At 65.3% G+C, this 20,860-nt stretch carries 22 protein-coding genes and 2 pseudogenes; 9 read left to right on the top strand and 15 right to left on the bottom strand.

What is annotated here, in order from left to right:
* The 4 genes and pseudogenes from YO9_RS0111675 to YO9_RS0111695 all read right to left on the bottom strand — a co-directional run.
* Positions 1 to 925 (bottom strand): ABC transporter permease (locus tag YO9_RS0111675; RefSeq protein WP_016997628.1); only part of this gene is annotated, 925 nt, incomplete at its 3' end.
* Entirely contained in the window at positions 922 to 1,341 is a 420-nt protein-coding gene (locus tag YO9_RS0111680) for a hypothetical protein (RefSeq protein ID WP_223286475.1), read from the bottom strand. The genes YO9_RS0111675 and YO9_RS0111680, both read right to left, overlap by 4 nt.
* Positions 1,341 to 2,035, bottom strand: a pseudogene (locus tag YO9_RS0111685) (ABC transporter ATP-binding protein). The gene YO9_RS0111680 and the pseudogene YO9_RS0111685 overlap by 1 nt, the downstream one beginning before the upstream one ends.
* A gap of 231 nt (positions 2,036 to 2,266) precedes the next feature.
* On the bottom strand, positions 2,267 to 3,151 hold the full coding sequence (locus YO9_RS0111695; RefSeq protein ID WP_016997632.1) for a PaaX family transcriptional regulator: 885 nt from the start codon (positions 3,149 to 3,151) through the stop codon (positions 2,267 to 2,269).
* Positions 3,152 to 3,377: 226 nt separating this feature from the next.
* Here YO9_RS0111695 and YO9_RS21695 point away from each other — a divergent pair, with 226 nt between their 5' ends.
* A complete protein-coding gene (locus tag YO9_RS21695) occupies positions 3,378 to 3,737 on the top strand; it encodes an MFS transporter (RefSeq protein ID WP_396350764.1) in 360 nt (119 codons plus the stop codon).
* Positions 3,734 to 4,705 (top strand): MFS transporter, encoded by a 972-nt coding sequence (locus YO9_RS0111700; protein ID WP_396350765.1) that lies wholly within the window; start codon positions 3,734 to 3,736, stop codon positions 4,703 to 4,705. Before YO9_RS21695 ends, YO9_RS0111700 begins: the two co-directional genes overlap by 4 nt.
* Positions 4,706 to 4,780: 75 nt before the next feature.
* On the opposite strand, the gene YO9_RS0111705 is transcribed toward YO9_RS0111700, so the two are convergent.
* Both YO9_RS0111705 and YO9_RS20095 read right to left on the bottom strand, forming a co-directional pair.
* Entirely contained in the window at positions 4,781 to 5,569 is a 789-nt protein-coding gene (locus tag YO9_RS0111705) for a response regulator transcription factor (protein ID WP_016997633.1), read from the bottom strand.
* The gene (locus YO9_RS20095; protein ID WP_031273193.1) at positions 5,566 to 6,789 is read right to left on the bottom strand and encodes a sensor histidine kinase; all 1,224 of its coding nucleotides are present in this window, start codon (positions 6,787 to 6,789) and stop codon (positions 5,566 to 5,568) included. The genes YO9_RS0111705 and YO9_RS20095 overlap by 4 nt, the downstream gene beginning before the upstream one ends.
* 223 nt (positions 6,790 to 7,012) lie before the next feature.
* Between YO9_RS20095 and YO9_RS0111715 the strand changes: the two genes are divergently transcribed.
* Positions 7,013 to 8,434: a hypothetical protein gene (locus tag YO9_RS0111715; RefSeq protein WP_016997635.1), complete on the top strand. Its 1,422-nt coding sequence runs from the start codon at positions 7,013 to 7,015 to the stop codon at positions 8,432 to 8,434.
* A 3-nt stretch (positions 8,435 to 8,437) separates the two neighbouring features.
* Here YO9_RS0111715 and YO9_RS0111720 read toward each other — a convergent pair whose 3' ends face one another.
* The 8 genes and pseudogenes from YO9_RS0111720 to YO9_RS0111750 all read right to left on the bottom strand — a co-directional run bounded on the left by YO9_RS0111720 (position 8,438) and on the right by YO9_RS0111750 (position 16,588).
* Positions 8,438 to 8,896 (bottom strand): DUF3817 domain-containing protein, encoded by a 459-nt coding sequence (locus YO9_RS0111720; RefSeq protein ID WP_016997636.1) that lies wholly within the window; start codon positions 8,894 to 8,896, stop codon positions 8,438 to 8,440.
* Positions 8,897 to 9,106: 210 nt separating this feature from the next.
* Entirely contained in the window at positions 9,107 to 10,012 is a 906-nt protein-coding gene (locus tag YO9_RS0111725; protein ID WP_016997637.1) for a CNNM domain-containing protein, read from the bottom strand.
* Positions 10,013 to 10,016: 4 nt separating this feature from the next.
* Positions 10,017 to 10,175, bottom strand: a complete 159-nt coding sequence (locus YO9_RS18375) for a CNNM domain-containing protein (RefSeq protein WP_016997638.1) — start codon at positions 10,173 to 10,175, stop codon at positions 10,017 to 10,019.
* Positions 10,172 to 11,722: a hemolysin family protein gene (locus YO9_RS0111730; protein ID WP_016997639.1), complete on the bottom strand. Its 1,551-nt coding sequence runs from the start codon at positions 11,720 to 11,722 to the stop codon at positions 10,172 to 10,174. The genes YO9_RS18375 and YO9_RS0111730 overlap by 4 nt, the downstream gene beginning before the upstream one ends.
* A gap of 510 nt (positions 11,723 to 12,232) precedes the next feature.
* Complete coding sequence (locus YO9_RS0111735) at positions 12,233 to 12,721, bottom strand: pyridoxamine 5'-phosphate oxidase family protein (protein WP_016997640.1); 489 nt, start codon at positions 12,719 to 12,721, stop codon at positions 12,233 to 12,235.
* Between the two features lie 107 nt (positions 12,722 to 12,828).
* Positions 12,829 to 14,178: an SDR family oxidoreductase gene (locus YO9_RS0111740; RefSeq protein ID WP_223286477.1), complete on the bottom strand. Its 1,350-nt coding sequence runs from the start codon at positions 14,176 to 14,178 to the stop codon at positions 12,829 to 12,831.
* 141 nt (positions 14,179 to 14,319) lie between these two features.
* A complete protein-coding gene (locus tag YO9_RS0111745) occupies positions 14,320 to 15,441 on the bottom strand; it encodes a Gfo/Idh/MocA family protein (RefSeq protein ID WP_016997641.1) in 1,122 nt (373 codons plus the stop codon).
* Positions 15,442 to 15,632: 191 nt separating this feature from the next.
* Positions 15,633 to 16,588, bottom strand: a pseudogene (locus YO9_RS0111750) (carbon-nitrogen hydrolase family protein).
* 48 nt (positions 16,589 to 16,636) lie between these two features.
* Between YO9_RS0111750 and YO9_RS0111755 the strand changes: the two are divergent.
* Positions 16,637 to 17,641: an MFS transporter gene (locus YO9_RS0111755; protein ID WP_223286482.1), complete on the top strand. Its 1,005-nt coding sequence runs from the start codon at positions 16,637 to 16,639 to the stop codon at positions 17,639 to 17,641.
* A gap of 3 nt (positions 17,642 to 17,644) precedes the next feature.
* Here YO9_RS0111755 and YO9_RS0111760 read toward each other — a convergent pair whose 3' ends face one another.
* Positions 17,645 to 18,037, bottom strand: a complete 393-nt coding sequence (locus YO9_RS0111760; RefSeq protein WP_016997644.1) for a DoxX family protein — start codon at positions 18,035 to 18,037, stop codon at positions 17,645 to 17,647.
* Between the two features lie 79 nt (positions 18,038 to 18,116).
* On the opposite strand from YO9_RS0111760, the gene YO9_RS18380 reads away from it, so the two are divergent.
* From YO9_RS18380 to YO9_RS0111780, 5 genes are all read left to right on the top strand, one after another.
* Positions 18,117 to 18,359: a rhodanese-like domain-containing protein gene (locus YO9_RS18380; RefSeq protein WP_223286478.1), complete on the top strand. Its 243-nt coding sequence runs from the start codon at positions 18,117 to 18,119 to the stop codon at positions 18,357 to 18,359.
* 40 nt (positions 18,360 to 18,399) lie between these two features.
* Complete coding sequence (locus YO9_RS0111765; RefSeq protein WP_396350766.1) at positions 18,400 to 18,933, top strand: sulfurtransferase; 534 nt, start codon at positions 18,400 to 18,402, stop codon at positions 18,931 to 18,933.
* Between the two features lie 75 nt (positions 18,934 to 19,008).
* Positions 19,009 to 19,686, top strand: a complete 678-nt coding sequence (locus YO9_RS0111770) for a hypothetical protein (RefSeq protein ID WP_223286480.1) — start codon at positions 19,009 to 19,011, stop codon at positions 19,684 to 19,686.
* A 7-nt stretch (positions 19,687 to 19,693) separates the two neighbouring features.
* On the top strand, positions 19,694 to 20,005 hold the full coding sequence (locus YO9_RS0111775) for a hypothetical protein (RefSeq protein ID WP_016997645.1): 312 nt from the start codon (positions 19,694 to 19,696) through the stop codon (positions 20,003 to 20,005).
* Positions 20,006 to 20,187: 182 nt separating this feature from the next.
* A complete protein-coding gene (locus tag YO9_RS0111780) occupies positions 20,188 to 20,808 on the top strand; it encodes a hypothetical protein (RefSeq protein ID WP_016997646.1) in 621 nt (206 codons plus the stop codon).
* Positions 20,809 to 20,860: the final 52 nt, after the last annotated feature.

Here is a 20,860-nt window from a genome sequence, read left to right on the forward strand (position 1 = left end):
CGCGCTCCATCGCACCGAACACCAGGGTTGCGACACCGGCCACCAGGATCAAGGCGCCCAGGATCACGCGAACGCGGGGAACGCCGTCAGCGGCGCGAGAACCACGCAGACCGTCCAGGGGCGAGGCCCCGTGAGCGCGGCGGGCCGGGCCGAGCGAGGCGATCATCGTGAGGACGATGCCCGTGAAGAATCCGACCAGCAGATCGCGCGGGGCCACCGTTATGGTCACCACACCGATGAGCCCGGAGGCCTTCAGCGCCAGGGCCAGGGCCCACACCACGGCCACGCCGATAAGCGCCCCCACGGTGCCCAGGACCAGTCCTTCGGTCAGCACCGAACGGCGGACCTGCTTACTCGTGGCGCCAACGCAACGCAGCAGCGCGAGTTCACGGGCGCGCTGGGCGGTCAGCACGGACAGCGTGTTGGTCACGACCAGCAGCGCCACCAGGATGGACAGCCCCGCGAACGCGAGCAGGAACATGGTCAGAATGTTGGAACCTGCCGCCATTTGATCGAGCAGTTCCTCGGTGAGCTGTTCCGGAGTCACCACGCGCAGCTCGGGCTGCTCGCCCTGACCGGCGGCCAGGATTTTCGACGCGGCGGTCGTCAGCTCCTGGAGCTGGGCGTCGCTGGCCGAACCACCCAGCGTGAGCTGAATGGCCTGCAGCGGGCGATCGCCCGACATCTGGCCGGGCGAGAAACTCGCCAAGCCGTCATTGGTGAGCCACACGCTCGCAAGCGCCCCGGTCGCCGTGGTTTCGGTCAGACCGGACACGGTGAATTCCTTGGCCGCCGACGGCGCCTGCGCATCTTGAGCGGGTGCCTCGCCTTCGCCGCCTTCACCGGCGGGTGCGCCACCCATTTCTTGAAGGGAGAAGGTGTCCCCCACTCCCACCTTATACTTGTCAGCGACCGATTCGGTCACCAGGGCCTGGTCAGGCCCGTTGGGGAACGTGCCCTCTTGATCTCTGCGGGGAGCAGGGCGGGATCGCCGGGCAGGTTCGACGTGCTGACGGGCGAGCCGTCTGCGGACACGTCCTTGGAGCTGGGGACTCCCGCGGTCGTGTACTGGGCCCACACCGAGTCGACACCGTCCACGCGGGAAAGTTCATCGAGCTGCTGCGGGGTGCTGCTGAAACTGGACATCGCATCGGCCTTGGTGGTCACCACGGCGTCCGCATTCTTGTACTGGGCGGCCAGGTCATTGGTCATGCTTGCGGTGAGCGTGCTCGACAGCCCCAGCGCCGCGGTCATGAACCCGGAGGACACCGCGACCACGGCGAGCACCATGAGATAGCGGGTCCATTGAAGACGAAGTCTGGACAGGACAACGGTGCGCATTACAGATCACCCTTCGCGGCGCCGTCGGACTGGATGCGGCCGTCCATGACCCGAACCACGCGGTCGGCGGCCTGGGCGACCTCGGGGTCGTGCGTCACGATGACCACGGTCTGGTTGAACTCGTCCACGCTGCGGCGCAGCATGCCCAGGACCTCGTGGGAGGTGGTGCTGTCCAGGGCACCGGTGGGCTCGTCCGCAATGATCACCGAGGGCTCGGGAAGCAAGGCGCGGGCAATGGCCACGCGCTGCTGCTGGCCTCCGGACATCTCATCCGGGCGGTGGTCCAAGCGGGAGCGGATGCCCAGGGTGTCCGCGAGCGCCTCGAGACGGTGCGAGTCCACCTTCTTACCTGCCAGCGAGAGGGGAAGTTCGATGTTCTGCCGTGCAGTCAGGGTGGGCACCAGGTTGAACGCCTGGAACACGAAACCCACGTGGTCGCGGCGGAAGCGGGTGAGCTGGTCGTCGGAGAGGCCGGTGATGTCCTGGCCGCCCACCACGATGCGCGTGTTGGGATCCTTGTCCGAAACATCCAGGCCGGCCAAGCAGTGCACCAGGGTGGACTTACCCGATCCCGACGGTCCCATCACGGCCACCAGGTGCCCTCGGGGATGTCCAGGCTCACGCGATCCAGCGCCTTGACGGAGGCCTCACCCGTTCCGTAGGTGCGGGAGACGTTGGCGGCGACCACGGCCATGGACCGGTGCTGTTGGTGCTGGCCTTCCGCGTGCCGCGCAGAATTCTGGGGCGCGTGCGTGGGGGCGCTAGAGCCTGTCTGCCGCTGGTCCTGCGTCTGGGTCTGCGCCTGGGTCTGCTGCCCCCACGGCAGGCCCTCGGAGTGCTGGGTTTCGGTGCGAGTCGTGTTCATGCTTCAACCCTGTCCGAATTGGGACACGAGCACATCGGGCGGGGGTACCGAACCCGCAGGTCACCGCCTCATCCCGGGGTCTGAGGCGACCGCGCCAAACCATGCTCGGGAATGAGAACACTGCCTCGCAGCAGTCAGGAGACCGCGGACTTGATGTCCACGGGACATCGCTCGGTCCACCGCGGTGAAAACATCTTGCGCGGTGCGAGCCGGCCAGTCTGCGGGGACAAGCGTCGCGGGAAGCATGGGGGTTCGCCGGGTGATCTCCAACCATTCCGTGTTCACCAACAACCGGCGGTGCAGTGATGCGTTGCGGTCCGTGACGAAGGGACTCCAGCGTCCGATGAACTCCTCGTAGCCACGCGAGATCTCGGCCAGATCGAAAGCTTCCCGCAGGATCTGGTCATGGGTCGTGGAACCGGCCGGAACACTGGTGAACGCACGGACGCACTCGCTGCCCTCGATGTCGCCCACCAAGCGATCCACGTCCAGGACACCCGGTGCGACCCACACACCGTTCTGCAAGCGACCGAACCCGCCCCATTCGAGTGCGGATTGCAGTTGCCGTCGCAGATTCCGCGCCTTGTCGGGGAGCGAGTAGAACACATGTGTCCATTGGCCGTCCCAGTCCTGCATCAGCACATCCGGGTCGTGCACGCGCACGTATCCCTCCTGCAACACCGGCATGCCTCGAGCGCCAACGGAGTACACCGTTTCCCGGCCCAGACGCTGCTTGGTCAAGAATCCCTTTTTGGACATTCGCGCCAAGGTCATGCGGGTTGCATCCTCGGAGACGCCCAACGGTTCCAGCACCTCGATGATCCCCTTGGTCGTAAGCCACAGGTCTTCGACCACCACGTACATGCCGAACAACGCCATGATGGCGGTCTGCGCCGTGGGTCCTTGGAACTCCGGGAGGTCGGAGGGCGCGGTGTCAATGCTCATGAAGTCCTTCTGGCAGCGGGGGTGGCCACTCCGGCGGGCAGGTGAACGCCCGCGTTCGTGCGGAATTCAGCATATCGAGTCCAGCACTTTTGACAATTGATTGACTTAACGGACGATAGTTGTCTAACGTGATGCGCACCACAGATTACGTAGTTCATGGCTCGATCCACAGAACTTCTTTCACTTCCCACTGCCGTGGCGCGTTGGCCGCCACCAAGGAGTACCGATGACCGCAACAGCCACCCCTCAGCTGGACCAGCTGAGCGTGCAGGAAAAGCGCAAGGAAGCGCGCCGCGTGGTCCTGTCCAGCTACCTGGGCAGCACCATCGAGTTCTACGACTTCCTGCTGTACGCCACCGCCGCCGCGTTGGTCTTCCCGCATGTGTTCTTCGCAGGCCTGGACCCGCTCGCAGCAACCGTTGCCTCCTACGGCACCTTTGCCGCGGGTTACATTGCACGCCCGCTCGGTGGCGTGATCTTCGGTCACTTCGGCGACCGCTTGGGTCGCAAGAAGATGCTGATCCTGTCCATGCTGATCATGGGTGTGGCCTCCACGCTGATCGGACTGATTCCATCCGGCGCGTGATCGGTTCCTGGGGTGCCATCATTCTGGTGACGCTGCGCCTCATGCAGGGCATTGCCATCGGTGGTGAGTGGGGCGGTGCCGCACTCATGGCCTTGGAGCACGCCGAGCCCAAGAAGCGTGGGTTCGCCGCATCCTTCGTCAACGCCGGCGCCGACCGTTCCGCACTGGGAACCTTTGTCATGGGCCTTTTCGCCTCCCTCCCCGAGGATCAGTTCCTCTCCTGGGGCTGGCGCGTTCCGTTCCTGCTTTCGGCCGCCCTCCTCATCGTGGGCCTCGTGATCCGCGCCAAGATCTCCGAGAGCCCCATCTTTGCCGCAGCCGTTGAGCAGGACGAGAAGTCCCCCAAGAAGGCCGCCCTCCCCATCTGGAGCGTCATTCGCCGCCCCAAGAACTTGTTGCTGGTGATGTTCGGCGGTGCCGCGGGCTTCGCACTGCAGGTGGTCATGGCCTCGTTCGCCGTCACCTACGCCGTCTCCCACGGTGCCGAGCGCCAGCCGGTTCTCTACGCCTTTGCCACCGCTTCGCTGCTGTCCGTGGGCGTGGTGGTCGTGATGGGCAAGGTGTCCGACCGCCTGGGTCGCCGCCCGGTGATGCTGATCGGCATGGTCGCCTTCATCGCCCTGCTGCTCCCCATCTTCAACTGGCTCGCCTCCTCCAACATCCTGTTGATCTTCTTCGCGTTCATGGTGGGCCTCACCTGCCACAGCACCATCTACGGTCCGCTGGCCGCGTTCATCTCCGAGCAGTTCGGCACCGCAGCTCGCTACACCGGCGCGTCGGTGGGTTACCAGATGGCCACCCTGCTGGGTGCGGGCTTCACGCCCTCGATCCTGGCCACTCTGTACGGAGCCGACGGTCAGATCAGCCGCGTCATCCTCTACCTGGGCATTCTCACGGCCATCAGTGGCATCGCCATCCTGCTGACCAAGGAGTCCAAGAACATCGACCTCCACACCTACGAGCACTAAACCCACGGCTCACTGAAACGCCCCGCGAATCTCGAATTCGCGGGGCGTTTCGCATGGACATTTCAGGCGGCAGCGTCAGGCAGTCACCACTCCGGTTTCGTAGGCGACCACCACGGCCTGCACCCGGTCGCGGGCACCCAGCTTGGCCAGAATGTGGGACACGTGCGTCTTCACCGTCGGCTCGGACAGGAACAGCTCGGACATGATTTCCGCGTTGGACAGCCCCCGCCCCACGAGCTCGAAGACCTCTCGCTCGCGCGCCGTCAGCAGGGCCAATCGCGGGTTTTCCCACGGGTTCGACGCCGCCGCGGGCACCTGCCCGGGCCCCGTTACGTTCCCGGCCGCCCCGGTGGGAGACGGCTGCGCGACGCCTGCGGGAGCGGCGTCGTCGTCGGGAGAATCGGCGATCAAGTGGTCGAGCAAGCGGCGCGTGGTGGAGGGCGCGATCACGGCATCGCCGCGGGCGACCGTACGGATGGCTTCCAGGAGTTCCTCGGGGCGGGCGTCTTTGAGCAGGAATCCGCTGGCACCGGCGCGTATCCCGTCCAGGGCATATTCGTCCAGGTCGAACGTCGTGAGCACGATGACCTTGGTCTGCGGGTGTGCCGCCAGGATGGCTTGGGTTGCCTCGATGCCGTTGAGCCTGGGCATTCGCACGTCCATGAGCACCACGTCCGGCACGCGCTCCGTACCCAGCGCCTCCGAGACGAAGTCCACGGCCTCCTGGCCGTCACCGGCCTCGCCGATCACCGTGAGATCCGGCTGGGAATCGACGAGCATGCGAAAGCCACCGCGCACGAGCGGTTGGTCGTCGACGATGAGCACTCGCGATGCGTTGGCGGACTCTGGGGGAATGGAACTCACGCGTCCTCCGTGGGGATATCCGAGGGGATAGTGGCCTGAACGACGAAAACGTCCGAGCGTGTGGCATGGGGGCCCGCCGTCATATCACCACCGTACAGAGCTACGCGCTCGCGCAGCCCCTGCAACCCGTGACCTCCGCCGGGAGCCCGCGGGGAATCGTCCTCGCCGGCGCCGTCGTTGACCATCTCGACCCACGAGAAATCCGGCCGGTGCTCGATGGTCACGCGCACCGAACTCGCCTGCCACGCGTGCTTCAACACGTTGGTCAGGCCTTCCTGCACCACGCGGTAGAGACTCAACTGCGCGCCGGTGCTCAAGGTCGGCGTGCCCGTCTCACTGAATTGGACGGGCAGCCCAGCGGACTTCACGGAGTTCACGAGCTCGGGGATGTCGCCCAGCTGGGGCACGGGCTTGGTCTCGGTCTCGTCATCGGTGCGCAGCACCCCCAAGAGCTTGCGCATCTCGGTCAGGGAACCGCGCGCCGTTTCCGCGATGGTCTCCAGGGTCTGCGCAGCCACGTCAGGGTTCGACGCCGCCGCGTACCGGGCGCCGTCTGCCTGCGCGATCACCACGGACAGCGAGTGCGCGACCACATCGTGCATTTCCCGGGCGATGCGCGTGCGTTCGTCCTGCGCTGCGATGCGGACCTCCTGCTCGCGCTCGACCTCGAGACGACGGGCCCGGTCTTCGAGTTGTTCACGACGCCGCCAGCGGTTGCGCGCCAAATCACCCGCCAGGAAAGCGACCACCACGAACAGCGCGCTGACCACGAAGAACATCAGGGACGCCATGACCCATTCCAGAATCGAGGCATCTCCATAGAAAACGAAGAACCACCGGCGGCACAGGAGAGCGAACACCAAGCAACCCAGCAGTGCGGCGATCAGCACGGCACGACGCTTCTTTTTGGACGCCCGAACCGCCACCGTGTACATCAGGCACGGCACGGCCCACATGCAGAGTCCGATGGCGGCCACATTGAAAACCGCCAGGACCAGCAGGGCCAGGGCACCCACAGCGAACGCCGTGGCCGTGGGCGCCGCCCGCCGGAAGAACAACGGCAACGCCACCACCGCAGCACACCAGATGCTCTTCCCCGCGTCCATCGCCCCGGCAGTCAGGAAGACCAGGGAAAAGATGATCCCGCCGCCCATGAGCAGGGCGTTACTGATGTGGGGGTGATTCTCCGCCCAGCGCGCGAAACGTACGTGAAGTGCCATCGTCACGAGGGTAGCGAGCTTTCACCCCGGGGAGCGTCGTGCTCGGGTATGACGCTTCTCGTCATTGGCTCATTGAGCTTTCATCAGCCTGCGTACCAAAGAGACAACTGAAACATACCCGCTAGTCACAACGGCTCGTTACTGTTTCGTTACATTTTTGAACATGCGATCCAGATCCCAACATTCGCGTACTTCGCGCCGATCCCTGTCCATTGCCGGAACCATGACCGCGCTGCTGGCGTTGGTGGCCACCATCATGCCCGCTCAGGCGGCACCGGTTCCGACCACACCCAGCGCTCCCACCCCGCCCGCGGGTAGTGCGCCGGCCTATCTCCATGGCTTCCAGCAGCCGCAGCAGCTGTGCCCCGGCGGCCAGCTGGTCGGTAAGGTCTCGGACGCCATCGTGGACCCCACGGTTGCCGTTGCCGGTGGTCGTGGCGAGTGCACGCTGGCCGATATGAAGGCCGCCAACCCCGGCACCACGTTTTACGCCTACATGAACCTGGGCGCCATGTCCGAGCGCAGTTCAGAAAACGGCGCTTTCCAGCGCACGTGCGCCGATCCCAAGTCTGACGGCCGCCAGTTCGGCGTTCGCCCCGGCAACTCCCGCGTAGCCACCAACTCGATGGGGCTGGCCACCTACCCGGGCTGGAACTACTCGACCATTTCCAACCTCTCGAACGCGTACGCGGACGTCTGCGCGACCGCCGCAGCCAAGCTGCTCGAAGCGCCGTCGTTGCCCGGTCGCGTGACCAAGGCGGGTCCCGCCAAGTTCGACGGCGTGTTCTTCGACGACGTCGCAATGACCGCCGGCCACGGCCAGGACATGGACTACGTGGGCAAGTGGGGCCCGTGGGCGGACGACAACGCCTACGCCCGCCGCGCGACCGCCGTGATCGACAGCGTCAATCGTCAGCTGGACAACCGCCTCAAGCGAGATGTGCCGCTGGCCGTGAACCTCGGCATCTACCCGGAGAAGCCCTCCAACGTGGCACGGGCGAACGAACTGGCCCGCACGGGCGCCGTGGACTTCGCCATGCGCGAGTTCAGCACGCAGGACCGTAATGGTTCTCCCCTGTCGAACGCGTACCTGCAGAAGTCCGCGGACGTGAATCGTCAGCTCACCGCCGCGGGCATGCCGATCCTCCACCACGATTACGCCGTCTCGAAGCGCGCCGTGAGCACCAGCGGTTACGACCAGGGCAAAACCATTAACGGCGGGGCTCAGTGCTTGAAGGCGGGCAACGGGGCAGTCTCCCGGGCAGCCGACATCCGCCGCGAACGCGACTACCGGATGCTGCTGGGCCAGACCCTGCTGACTCGTGACTCGGGGGCACGCGGCGTGAAGTCCGTGATCCCGCAGGTCGAAAACTGCCAGGATCAGATCGCGCGCAACACCGGATTGGCCGAGAAGGTCACGGACCGCTCCGTGAACCCCAACGCCGCCGGGGTCCGTGACCTTCGGGAGGCCGTGAACAACGGGGTTTACGGAACGGGTGCGCGCTCCACCTCGAATCAGGTGCTCGTGCGCAAACTGTCCAATAATCGCTACGTGCTGGTGAACCCCACCAACACCCACCGCAGCGTTGCGCTCAACGGCAAGTCGTGGGGTGTACCGGGCCGCTCAGCAGCTCTGGCGGGCTAATCCCTAGTTGAACCACTCGGTGGGCGGGCCCGCGTTCAACAGCACGGTGAACAACAGGGCCACGAACACCACCAACACCAAGGCCGAGAGAATCGGCCAGCGCAGGATCACGGCCAGGAGCCGTTCGGCAGCAGTCCGAGCAGGTTCCTGGCCGTTCTGCGGTGCAGCACCGGCCGGCGCCACACGCCACTGCGAGGCCAGCAGACCCTTGCGGTCCACGTGGCGCTCGAACGGCACCGTGGCGAACGGGACGATGGCCAGCAGCAGACCCAGAATCCCCTTGGATGCGGGCCAGCGCTGGTCCGTCCACACGACCACGGTGGACACACAGTAGGACAAGAACACGAAACCGTGGATGCTGCCGGCAATCCGCATGGTCCAGTCCGGTGCTCCCAGGGCGTACTTGCCGATCATGGCCGCGATCAGCAACGCCCACGTGACCATCTCCGCCGTGGCCACCACGCGGTAGAGCCCCGGGGGCTCACACGCGGCGCATTGGTCGGAGACGTATTGGTGCTCGGATTCGCGGCATTGTTCACGCGCTCCCCCGATGCGGCTGAAGCTGACTGGCTGGGCATGTTTCTCCCTGGGATCACGGAATGGGTTTCAGACCATTATGGGTTTGCCGTTGCGGGCGGGTCATCCACCGATTGATTGATTCGCCGTTACGGGTCAGTCCGCGACCGGCTTGCTGGTCGCATCGCGAACCTCACCCACGAGCTCCTCCAGAACATCCTCGAGAGCCACGATGTACACCGACTCGTCCGTGGTGCGCGAATCCCGGGCCACCTGGCCCAGCAGCGCAAAGTGCGCGCCGTCGGCCTGCATGGTTCGAGTGACCTTGCGCAGCTTGTCCTCCGGTGCCACTCGTGCGAATCGACGGATCGACGCCGCCGGGATCGGCACGTGCCGCATGGTCTCGGGCAGACCCAGCACGTCCTTGGTGTGGATGTAACCCATCAGGCGTTCGTTCTGGTCCTGAACGGGGAAGCGCGAGAACCCGGTCTCCGCGCACATCATTTCGATGCCTGCGGCGGTGATATCGCTGGCCACTGTGCGCATGCCCGTCAGGGGCAGAGCGACGTCGTCGGCGGTCTTGTTCTCGAAGTTCAAGGCGCCGGTCAACAACCGGATTTCGTCATTGTCGAGCAGACCTTCGCGGCCGGACTCGGCCACGAACCCGCGCACATCCTCTGAAGTGAAGGAGGACGCGACCTCGTCCTTGGGCTCCACACGGAAGAGCCAGCGGACCAAGTGGTTGGCCGTCTCATTCATGATCCAAATGAACGGGCGGAACACCATGACGAAACCGTGCAGCACGGGCCCCAGCACCATGGCCGAGCGTCCCGGAACCGCAATGGCGATGTTCTTGGGCACCATTTCGCCCAGGACCATGTGCAAGAACGTCACGATCAATAGTGCAATGACCAGTGCAATGGGGTGCAGCAGCGCGGACGGCACGCCAAAGTACTCGAGCGGCTGCTCGATCAGGTGCGCAATCGCGGGTTCACCCACGGCACCGATCAGCAACGAACACGCGGTGATGCCGAGCTGGGTGGCGGCGAGCGCCGTCGACACGTTTTCAATGCCCTTGAGGGCATATTTGGCGGCCTTGGAGCTTCGGCAGCTTGGGCTCCAACTGGTCACGGCGGGCCGAGACCATGGCGAACTCACTGGCCACGAAGAACGCGTTGCCCGCGAGCAACAGGACGAGAACGATAATCGCAGTGCTGGTGGTCATCGCTGCTGCTCCTCTCCGGGATCCTCGATCGAGACGTCGTCATCGCGACGGAGCGAGGGGTTACCTTGCTGGCCGGCCTGAGCGGCCTGGAACTCTTCAGCGGTTTCCGGCTGGCGCGGCTCCCCACCCAGCGGATCATTCCGGTGAGCAGGTGGTTTCCACTCGGTGGAGGTGGTCGACCCGCCCCGGGCATCCGGGTCTCCGCCTTCGCGGCGCACCAGGATCCGGTCCACACGGTGCTGATCCATGCGGACCACCTCCATGTGGATGTTGGCCTTGGTGGGCAAATCGTCCTCGTCGCGGTGGGCGTGGTCCGTGGCCTCGACCGTGAGGGTGTCGCCCACGCGGGGCAACCGGTCCAGCTCCTCCGCAATGAGCCCGCCCAGAGTGTCTGATTCTTCGCCCTCGGGCATGTCCAAGCGGAGCACGTCACCCAGTTCATCGGGGCGCAGCAGACCGGAAATCACCAGTCCACCGTCCCGGGTGCGGCGGAAGCGCTGCACTCTCGTGTCCTGCTCGTCATCGATCTCGCCCACGATTTCCTCGATGAGGTCCTCGAGAGTCACGATGCCGGCGGTGCCGCCGTATTCGTCCACCACGATGGCCAGCTGCAGGCCCTTGCCGCGCAGCTTGCGCATGAGGGGATCCAGGGTCATTGACTCGGAAACGACATCCGCCGGTGCTGCGATGTCAGCAACGCGCTTGGTCGAACGCTCTTCGAACGGAACGGCCAGGGCGTGGGTGTAGTGCACGATGCCCACGATGTCGTCCACGGATTCGCCCATCACAGGGAACCGGGAGTGACCGGTCTCCGCCGCGGTCAGGAGCATGTGCTCCACGGTGTCATCGGATTCCAGGAAGTTCACGCGCGGTCGCGGACGCATCACATCTGCAGCGGTGCGCTCACCGAACTCAATGGAGCGAGCCACCAATTCTGCGGTCCCAGCTTCCAACGTGCCTTCACGGCCGGAACGGTTGACCACGGCGGCAAGCTCGGCTGCCGTACGTGCGTTGGCGACTTCCTCCGTGGGCGTGAAACCCAGGAAGCGCAGTACTGCATTGGCCGCTCCGTTGAGGACCTTGACCAGCCAACCGAACAGCACCATGAAGATCTTCTGCGGGTACACGACCACGTGGGTCACGCGCATCGGGTCTGCGATCGCCCAGTTCTTGGGAACCAGCTCGCCGAACACCATCTGCGTGAAGGTCGCCACGATGAACGCGGCGGTGGTGGCGATACCGGTGGCCGCAGCGTCGGGCATACCGGCCCAGCCGAGCCCTCCGCGCAAGAGCTCGCCGATACCGGGCCCCGTCAGGAAGCCGGCCACCAAGCTCGACACGGTGATACCCAATTGGGCACCGGACAGGTTGGTCGAGGTTTTCTTCAGGCTGCGCTCAATAACGACGGCGCGCTTGTCACCTTCCGCTTCGGCGCGCTGAATCGCTTGCCGGTCAACGGTGAGGAACGAGAACTCCACCGCCACGAACAGGGCGTTGGCTGCCACGAGGAGCAAAAAAGCCAGCAGGACGAACCATGCTGTCAGCACTGGCCCACCTCGCTCATCGTGGGAACTGCTACGGGCGTTGCCGTGGAGCGGGGGCTAAGGGCTGTGCCGGATCGGGGAAGAGGACTGTGCCTCTTCGGACTGTCCGACTCCTTGTCATCGGCGGTGGCGGGTACACCGAGGTACACCGCGGGCCGGGAGAGTTGAGATGTCACGGAGAAAAGAATACAGAAACACGCGGAACCGTGCCGAGTGACGTTGCTCAAGTGGGTGGAGTGGGTCGCGGTGTGGTGGCTGCGTGGACCTACGGGGGCACCTGGGGTAGCGGTTAGCGCCAACGGGATCCAGATGAACATTTGAGGCGGAGGTTAGCGCCCTTATCGGTGCCCTGAACATATTTGGCAGAAGTACGCCGGTTTATCCCTGGTTTCGACGCGAACCTCTTCCTCAGATGTCGAGCCCCTGCTAACCCCTGCCCCAGATGTCACGAGGCCCCACGATCACGGACAGTACATCCGTGGCCGCGGGGCCTCGCTCGGCACAACTGGTGAGTTACAGCTGCACAGTGTCGTTCTGGCCAGCGTCCGGGCGGTCGCCGGTGACGCGAGCCTTGATGATTTCGAGCACGGTCTTGGCGCCCTCGGAGCTCCAGTACTCACCGGCTTCGGTGTTGACCTGGATCAGCGCTGCCTCCGGGGACTTGGGGTCCGTCTGCAGGAACGCACCGGTCAGGGCGCTGGCGAGTTCTTCCTTGCGCTGCGGATCCTCGACCAGCTCGGCACGTCCGCGCAGGGACACCCAGGTGCCCTTGCCCACGAACGTCACATTGACCTGATCGTTGGCAGTGATCTGCTCCACCAGGTCCGAATCGCGGGAGGTCATGAACCACAGATCGCCGTCGAAATCCTTGTCCTGCACGCCCATGGGACGGGTCACGATGCCGCCGTCCGCGGTGTGCGTGGCGATGACGCACGTGCCGATTCCGTCGATCAGTTCCTTGATGGTCTCTACAGCCTGGGTCTTGCCTTCGGTGTTTCCCATGTGTTCCTCCATTGCGTATCTGATGGTGCTGGCCCGATCTCACGTCTCAGATCAGCAGTACTAAATCCTGCGTCTCTCAAGGGGCTGAGTGCCTCGTCTCAAGCGGCTCAGTCCACCCGCCCCAAAATGTGCTCCGCGCAGTCCCGCAGGTTCTCGTGCCGGAAGCGATAGCCGGCGCTCAGGAGCTTGGACACGTCCACCCGGTGGCTTGCCGCGATCAGTTCCTCCGTGGCTTCCTTACCGAGTAGCGCACGCGGGCCGGCCAGCGGGGTGGGAACGATCGCTGGGCGGTGCAGTACTCCCGCGACGATGCGCGCAAAATCCTTCTGCCGCACCGGGTTGGGCGCGGCCACGTGTACGGACCGGAGGCATCCTCGGACAGCACCAGGTGCGCAACCGCTCCGGCCATGTCGTCGATCCCGATCCAGCTCTGCACTGCTTGCCCCCGCCAGCGGCCCGGACAGTCCCGCGGTCATGAGCGGCAATTGGGGCCGCAGCAGACCGCCGCTGGGCGTCAGCACCAGCCCCGTGCGCACATTGACCACGCGCACGCCGTAAGCCTCCGCACCGTGCGCGGCTTTCTCCCACTCGTCGCACACGTGGGCCAGGAATCCCTCACCGGGGGGTTGCTGTTCGGTCAGGATCTCGTCACCGCGATCAGTCCCGTGATAGCCCACGGCCGATCCGACCACCAGGGCCCGCGGCCGTTGATCCGCCGGTACCTGCCCGATCGCCCGCACCAACAACTGGGTGCTCTCCACGCGTGAGCACAGGATTTCGTCCTTGTTCTTGTCCGTGAAGCGGGTGGCGATACTCGACCCGCCCAGGTGGAGTACGACGTCGATCCCCGCCAAATCGTGTGGGTTCAGTCGACCTTTGGCCGGGCCCCAGCCGATGACCCCGGGGCCGGATGAAGCGCCTCGTTTGAGCCGCAGCACCTCGTGTCCACCGGTTTCCAGGAGCGCGCACACCTGCGAGCCGATCAGCCCGGAGGCCCCGCCCACGGCAATGCGCAGCCGGGGGCCGCGATGCTCATCGTGGAAGTCGAGGTCTCCGCGCAACTGGCGTTCCCGGTAGGCGAAGATGCGTTCCAACTGACCGCGCATCAGTTTGTCGCTCGGACCGCTGGCGTTCTCCAGCGATTGAGGCAGGGTACGCACCGTCACCTGATCGCGGACGACCGTGCCGCCCTCGGGACTCTCCTCGAAGTTGTGCCGGTGTTCCCACTCCCCCAACGGCCCGCGTTCCATGCGATCAGTGAAGTAGTGCGGGGGATCCCAGTCACCGTGGCGCGCGGTCCACGGCACGTGCACGGTTCCGAAGGTTCCCGGAACGGACACCCCCAGTTTCACGCGCGAGCCGGGTTCGATCCCATCCGTGGGGGCCTCCGTGACCTTGTCCGGCCCACCGCCGAATGGCGGGGTGAGCCTCGTCAGGCGCCGGGGCGCTGATGCCACGCGAAGACGTCATCACGAGGCTGGGTCAGACGGGTTTCGTACTCGAACTGCTGGGCCATGGTGGGCGTCCGTTCTGTGGGCCGAGTTCTTGGGGCTGGATTCCGGAATCCTGTATTCCGGAGACTGGGACGGCTCGGTTGATCAGCCGTTCTGGGGAACCTGGTCCACGATCTCGTCGTCCTCGGGTTCGTCGGCCGGGGTGACCCTGCGGACCTGTTCCGAGGTGACGCGGCGGTCACGCTCGTACGGGTCCAGAGTGACCGTCTCGCCGGTTTCCAAGGAACGGAGCACGGCCTCGTGGACGCGCGTGTCCAGAAGGCCTTCTTCACCGGAGGGCTCGGGCTGTTCACCGTTGCGGATGCAGTCCACGAAGTACTGTGTCTGACCGCCGAACTGCTCCACCGGGTCGTGGGTGAAGCTCTCCGAATTACCGTCCTTGGTGAGGGTGTAGGTGATCCCCACGCCGGGGCCGAAACCGAAACACGGCTCCGCGGTGATTTCACCCTCGGTGCCGGCGATCGTGAACCGGTCCGCAGCTTCGGATGCGTACGAGATGGTGAACTGGGCGACCCGATCTTCCGGGAAGCGAAGGGTCACGGCCACGGTGTCATCAAAGTTGAACTCGCGGCCCGGGGTGCGAACGCCCATGGCGTGCACGGAAATGGGTTCGGAGTCGAACAGGTGGCGCACCTCGTTGAGCGGGTAGGTGCCCATGTCCGGGATCGGTCCGCCCCAATATCCGGAGTGCCCGCGGTGGTTTTCCTCCGTGATGTCCTGGGAGAACACGGACGAGAAGAAACGCGGGTTTCCAATGGCCTTCTGGTCCCGAACCTTTTCGATCATCTCCACGGTGCCCGGTTCCTGGTGCAACCGGTAGGCGACCATGAGCGTGGCACCTGACTTCTCCGCGGCATCGATGATGGCCTGGCAGTCCTCGACCGAGGTCTCCATGGGCTTCTCGAGCAGCACGTGCAGGCCAGCGTTCAGGGCCGGTTCCGCGAACTCTCGGTGCCGGAACACCGGGGTCGCAACGTAAACGGCGTCGATGTCTCCGGAGGACAGCAACGCCGGGTATTCCTCGTAGGAGTAGGTGGCCACGCCGAATTCCTGGCCGAGCTCCTCCGCTTTCTCCGCGCTGGACGTCACCAACGCCGCAAGTTCAGCATCCTCGATCCGGGAGAGCCCGGGAATGAATGCCTGCTGGGAAATCTGACCGACGCCCACCACGGCAAAGCGCACGGGGCCGTTGTTCTTCTGGGACATGTGAACCTCCAAGAGTGGTGTTGCTCCCACGCCGAATCACTCAGCGTGCTTATCAGGACAACTGTTTCCACCCTACGCGCGGCTCTCAGCCTTGTCAGCGGTCGTTCACCCAGCGCGCACATCACCCGTGATTCCTGGTTCCCTATCCCGTTTTCGCGCATGGATTTCAGTCATAGGGAACCTTAAAACCGCTACGAGAAGTCGCGAGCGTTCTCCAACACCGGAATGGCCTTGCGGGTCTTCTCCACCAGCTCCAGATCCAGGTCCACCACGCGGTAATCGGGTGCATCCTCCAAGGACGCGATTACCGAACCGTTCGGTGCGGCCACCAGGCTGTGCCCCACGCCCAGCGGTGCGTTGCCCTCGACCTCGCGACCCACCGACGCCGGGTTCGCCTGCCCCACGGCCACCACGTACGACGTCGCGTCCAGGCTCGCGCTCGCGCCAACAGTTCCCACTGCTCGACCTTCCCGGGGCCGTCACCCCAGGAGGCGCCGAGCAGGACGACCTGAGCGCCGTCGGCGGCCATGCGGGTGAAAAGTGCCGGAAATCGGATGTCGTAGCAGGTGGCCACTCCCACGGTCACGTCGCCCAGGTCGAAGGTCACCGGTGCCGCACCGGCCTGGACCGTGTCCGATTCTTTGAATCCGAACGCATCGTAGAGGTGGGTCTTGTCGTAGCTGAGCACGCGACCGTCCGCGAGCGCGATAACCGCGGTGTTGCGCACACGGTCCTCGTCGCCGGGGCTGAACATGCCCGCCACGATCCCCACGCCGTGCTTCTGAGCAGCGGCCGACACTGCCTGACCCCACGGTCCGTCGACCGGCTCGGCAACGTTCTTGAGGCTGCGACCGAAGGCGAACATGGTGGCCTCCGGCAGCACCAGCACGTCCGCGCCGTCCTGCCCGGCGCGAGCGGCAAGCTCTTGGACCTGCACGAGGTTCTCCTGCGGATCGTGCGAGCTGAGGATCTGTCCGATGGCGATGCGCATGTTTTCCAGCGTATCCGGATCGGGGTGCAGGATGGAGAGCATGAATTCACCCGCGAGCGCCGGCCAACCCACACAGGTCCCCACGTGGACCCTGGGCGCTGTGGGGTTCGTGTCCTTCTTCGACCGGTTCGGCACCCCGCCCATGTTGCTGATCATGTCCAGCGACACCGGCCTGGATGTGCGCCAGGTGTCCAGTTGTTCACCGTGTACTCGCTGCTTTATGCCCTGGGGCAACCGCTGTGGGGTGTGCTCAGTGACCGCTGGGGGCGTCACATCGTACTGCGGGTCGCGCTGATCGGAGTGGTGCTCGGTTCGATCGCCAGCGTTCTGGCCAGTGGTTACGCGTTGCTGTTGATCGCCCGCGGCTTCACCGGCCTCACCGTGGGCGCGCTGTATCCCACGCTGCTCACGCTCATCGGGGACACACGCATCGGCCCGGCCAAGGTACATGCGCTTTCGGACTTACTTGCCTATTCATCGATCGGCAATGCCGTGGCCACGCTGACCACCGGCGCGATCGCGGCGTGGCTCAGTTGGCGTGTGGTCTTCGGCATCGTGGCCGTGGCGTGCCTGGCGTTGCTGATCCTGTTGCGCCACGTGCGCGCACCCAGGCCCGCGCGGACCTCAGCGGCCAAGGGAAGCGCGTTCACCAAGTGGCCGCTCATCGTCTACGCGGTGGCCTTCACGGAGGGCATCGTGCTCGTGGGCATCCTGACCTACGTGGTTCCCGCTCTCCAGAGCGCGGGTGTGAGCGTGGCACTGGCCGGAGTGCTCGGCGCGACCTACGGCCTGGGTGTGGTGGCGGGCGCCCCCATCATGCGCGTGCTGTCCCGACGCTTCACACGCACCCAATGCATGGTGTGGGGAGGCGTGATCATGGTGCTCGGCATGGGCGCCTCCGCCATTTCCGCCACGCCGGTCCCGCTGACCATCACGGCCGTGTGCATCGGGCTGGCCAACGCGGTCCTGCACTCGTCCGTGCAGGGCTGGGCCACCGAGGTCTCCCCGGACGCCCGCGCCACCACCATCTCGTTCTTCGTCACGTCACTGTTCCTGGGCGCGGCCGCCGGAACGTTCGTCACAGCCGGTCTCGCCGACGCCGCTCAGTTCGGCACCATTTTCAGCATCGGGGCGGTCGCGGGGCTGGGGATCTCAGTGTTTGCCAGCACGGCCCACGCCCGGTGGGTACGCGCCTCGGAGGCGGCCTAACCGTCAGGCGTACTTGGCGATCTTGACCGCGCTCGCGATCATGGGGATCTGCAACGGCAGGCGCCCCAGGGAAATCAGTTGCTTCTCGATCGGCCGGTGGCGCCAGTCCCACGCCATTTTCATGTTGCCCGGCCACACCCCGATAAACAGCGCCGTGGCCGCGATACCGCCCAGCTTGCGGGTTGCGGGGACCAGCAGGAGCCCGGCAGTCGCCAGTTCCGCATACCCCGATCCGATCGCCCAGTCCCGCGCAGTTCCGGGTAGCTGCTCGGGAATCAACCGCTCGAACGGTTCCGGCTTCACGAGGTGCAGGGCACCCATTCCGGTGAGCGCCAGACCCGTGAACAGTGCGGACTTGTGAGCGCTTTTGCGTCGCTGCAACAGATTTTTAGTCATACCAAACGGTAACGTGCGGGCATTCCGGCGAGCGGAGCGGCGTCGTAGAGTGGCGATACACGCTCGAAGGGAGACCCTCATGGAACCGTTCGTCACCGCCGACTGGCTGCAGGAACATCGGGATTCCGTGGTCCTTGCGGACGCCCGCATGTACCTGGACGGCCGCAGCGCCCGCGCCGCCTACCTGCAAGGACATCTGCCCGGTGCTGTGTTCGTGGACGTTTCCGAGGCCTTGGCCGCGCCCGCATCCCCTGAGGCGGCCGCCATCCGCTCCCCTCACCAGAGGACTTTGCGGCGGCCATGTCCGCCGCGGCATCGGTGATGACTCCACGGTGGTCGCTTACGACGACGCCGGTGGAGTGATGGCAGCACGTCTCGTCTGGATGCTGCGCACCACGGGTCACGACGCCGCCCTGCTGGACGGCGGCATCGACGCCTTCCCTGCCGCCTCGCTGGAAACCCGTTGCGTCACTCCCGACTCAGCCCAGTTCACACCCGTGCCGTGGCCCCGCGAGTCACTGGCCACCATCGACGAAGCAGCCAGCGGCGGCGCGGTGGTTGATGCTCGCGACCGCACTCGTTTCGACGGCCACGGCCCGGACCCCGTGGACCCGCGTTCGGGGCACATCCCCGGCGCCCATAACGTGCCTGCCCGCGAACACCTGGCCACGGACAAGACCCTGCAGCCCATTAAGCAATTGCGTCAGCACTTCGAGGCCGCAGGAGTCACGGATGCGAGCGACATGATTTCCTACTGCGGCTCGGGCGTGACGGCGTGCCACAACCTGCTGGTGGCCGAGTTCGCGGGGCTGGGTCGCGGGCGACTGTTCCCCGGAAGCTGGTCCCAGTACGCCCACACGGACCGCCCGGCCGAGACCAGCCCGTTACCGAACTAAGCCCCAGGTCACAGCTCGATAACTTAAGCAAATTCGCTATTGCAAAGAAGCGCATGGTAGCTCAGGGTAGGTGACATGACTCACATGAAAGCCCGGTTTTGGGCTACCTCCCTCGGACTCACCGCCGCTTTCGCTCTCACCGGATGCGGGGCCCTGTCCGCCGCTCCGCCGTCGAATCAGGGGACGCACATCAGTCGCCGCACCCGCCGATTCCACCCCGAAAAAACCCGCCAATACCGCCCCCAGCCGCACGACCGAAAACCCCGCCCCCGCTCGCACTTCCGACACCCAGCCCGCTATTACCGCTCCCGTTTCTTCCATTCCGACGACCGCAGCACCCGCGGTATCCGCACCGGTGGCAGCTCCCTCAACGGCGCCGACGGCACTCCAGCACCGGAGATCCCCGCCGTGACGGAACAACCTCCACCTGCCACGGAAGCGCCACCGGCCGAGAACCCCGGAACCCCCGCGACCGAGGCACCGGCAGCGCCGTCGGCCCCGACAGTGGAATCCCCGGCGCCGGGAAGCGGTGGTTACCCCGTGGTGGCTCCGGAGAACTCACCCCAGGTGGGTCTGGACACCAACGGTAAGTACGCCCCGGGCATGAAGTTGGCCGCGATGGATCAGGGGCGATTGTTCTTCGCATACCCGGAGCATTGGAACGTTTTTGCCACCTCCGATACGTCCATGAGCATCACCAGTACGGACAACTACATCGAGGGTGGAATCAACATCCGTGAGGCGGGCGCCTGAGCCCGCGATGACGCACACCCGCACGGTCTACGGCCAAGCCCAGGGACCGGATCACGCCGCGAACGTGGTGGTGGGACGTACCGATGGCCCATTCAACACCGATCGGTTGAGCTGGCGCCTTCAGGACCCCACCACCGGCGCATCGGGGTTGACCCTGGGGGACGGGCGCGTGGTCGACATCCAGCTGTACTCGATCATTGGCGAAGGGACTCCCCCGCTGACCGGCGAGCAGATCGAGCAGGTACTCGACGAAATCCCCAACCATCCGGACCACCTGGCGGCCCAAAACATTCTGGGAACCGTCCACCACCTGGGCTGACACCGCGCTGACGGGGAGAGGTTAGCGCCGGGAGAGGGCCGGGGATCGCATACGCGGTTCCCGGCTCTTCCTCGTGCCGTCCTGGGGACCACCCCCATCAGGATGCTTACGTTTTGGACGGTTCAGTGCCAATATTGAAATTAACGAGTGTCATCCGTGACACCCCTGATGAGGAGGCAGCAATGACAAAACGACCCGAGAATTCCGACCCCATTGCTTCGGCCGGCCAAATCGACGACCCCGATCAGCCCGTGAGCCGCGACGACGATCACGAGACCGGCCGTCGCGCGAAGTCCGACGACGACGCGGACAACCCCGCGCACCACGCCCACAATCGCAACACAGACGGCGCCACCAGCGCCGAGGCCGCGCGCTCGGACGAGAAAGCCGCCCGCGGCAGCGGCAGACCTCCCAAGGCTGTCAAGGAAACGGGCTTCCCCAACGTGGATGCCGCAGAAGTCGAGGCGCAGCACGGTCACGACGTCAACTCGTCCGATATGGCGGCGGGGCGCAAATTCCAACCGCCCGCGGGTCGACATGACCCCAATGTTCCCAACTTGCCGACCGCCGGAGGGGACATGAACTCCCCACAAGGCCGCGATCTCAGCGAGGCCGCTCGCGCCGACCGCGACGGAGACAGTTCAGAGGCCGAAACCTACGGCACCCCGGAGAACACGGGCGGCCCCGAGCCGATTACCCATTCGCGCGCCGTCGAGGACCGCGTGCAACAACAAGAGCGCGACTACGACCTCGAGGAAACCGAGCACGGCGAGCGCTACATCACCCCGCGCGAAAAACGCTGAGTCACCTCAGGCTTAGCCGCCCAAGCGTGATTTAAGGTTCCGTATCCCCGAT

It is taken from the genome of Kocuria atrinae C3-8, from assembly GCF_000286355.1.
Lineage (GTDB): Bacteria > Actinomycetota > Actinomycetes > Actinomycetales > Micrococcaceae > Kocuria > Kocuria atrinae_A.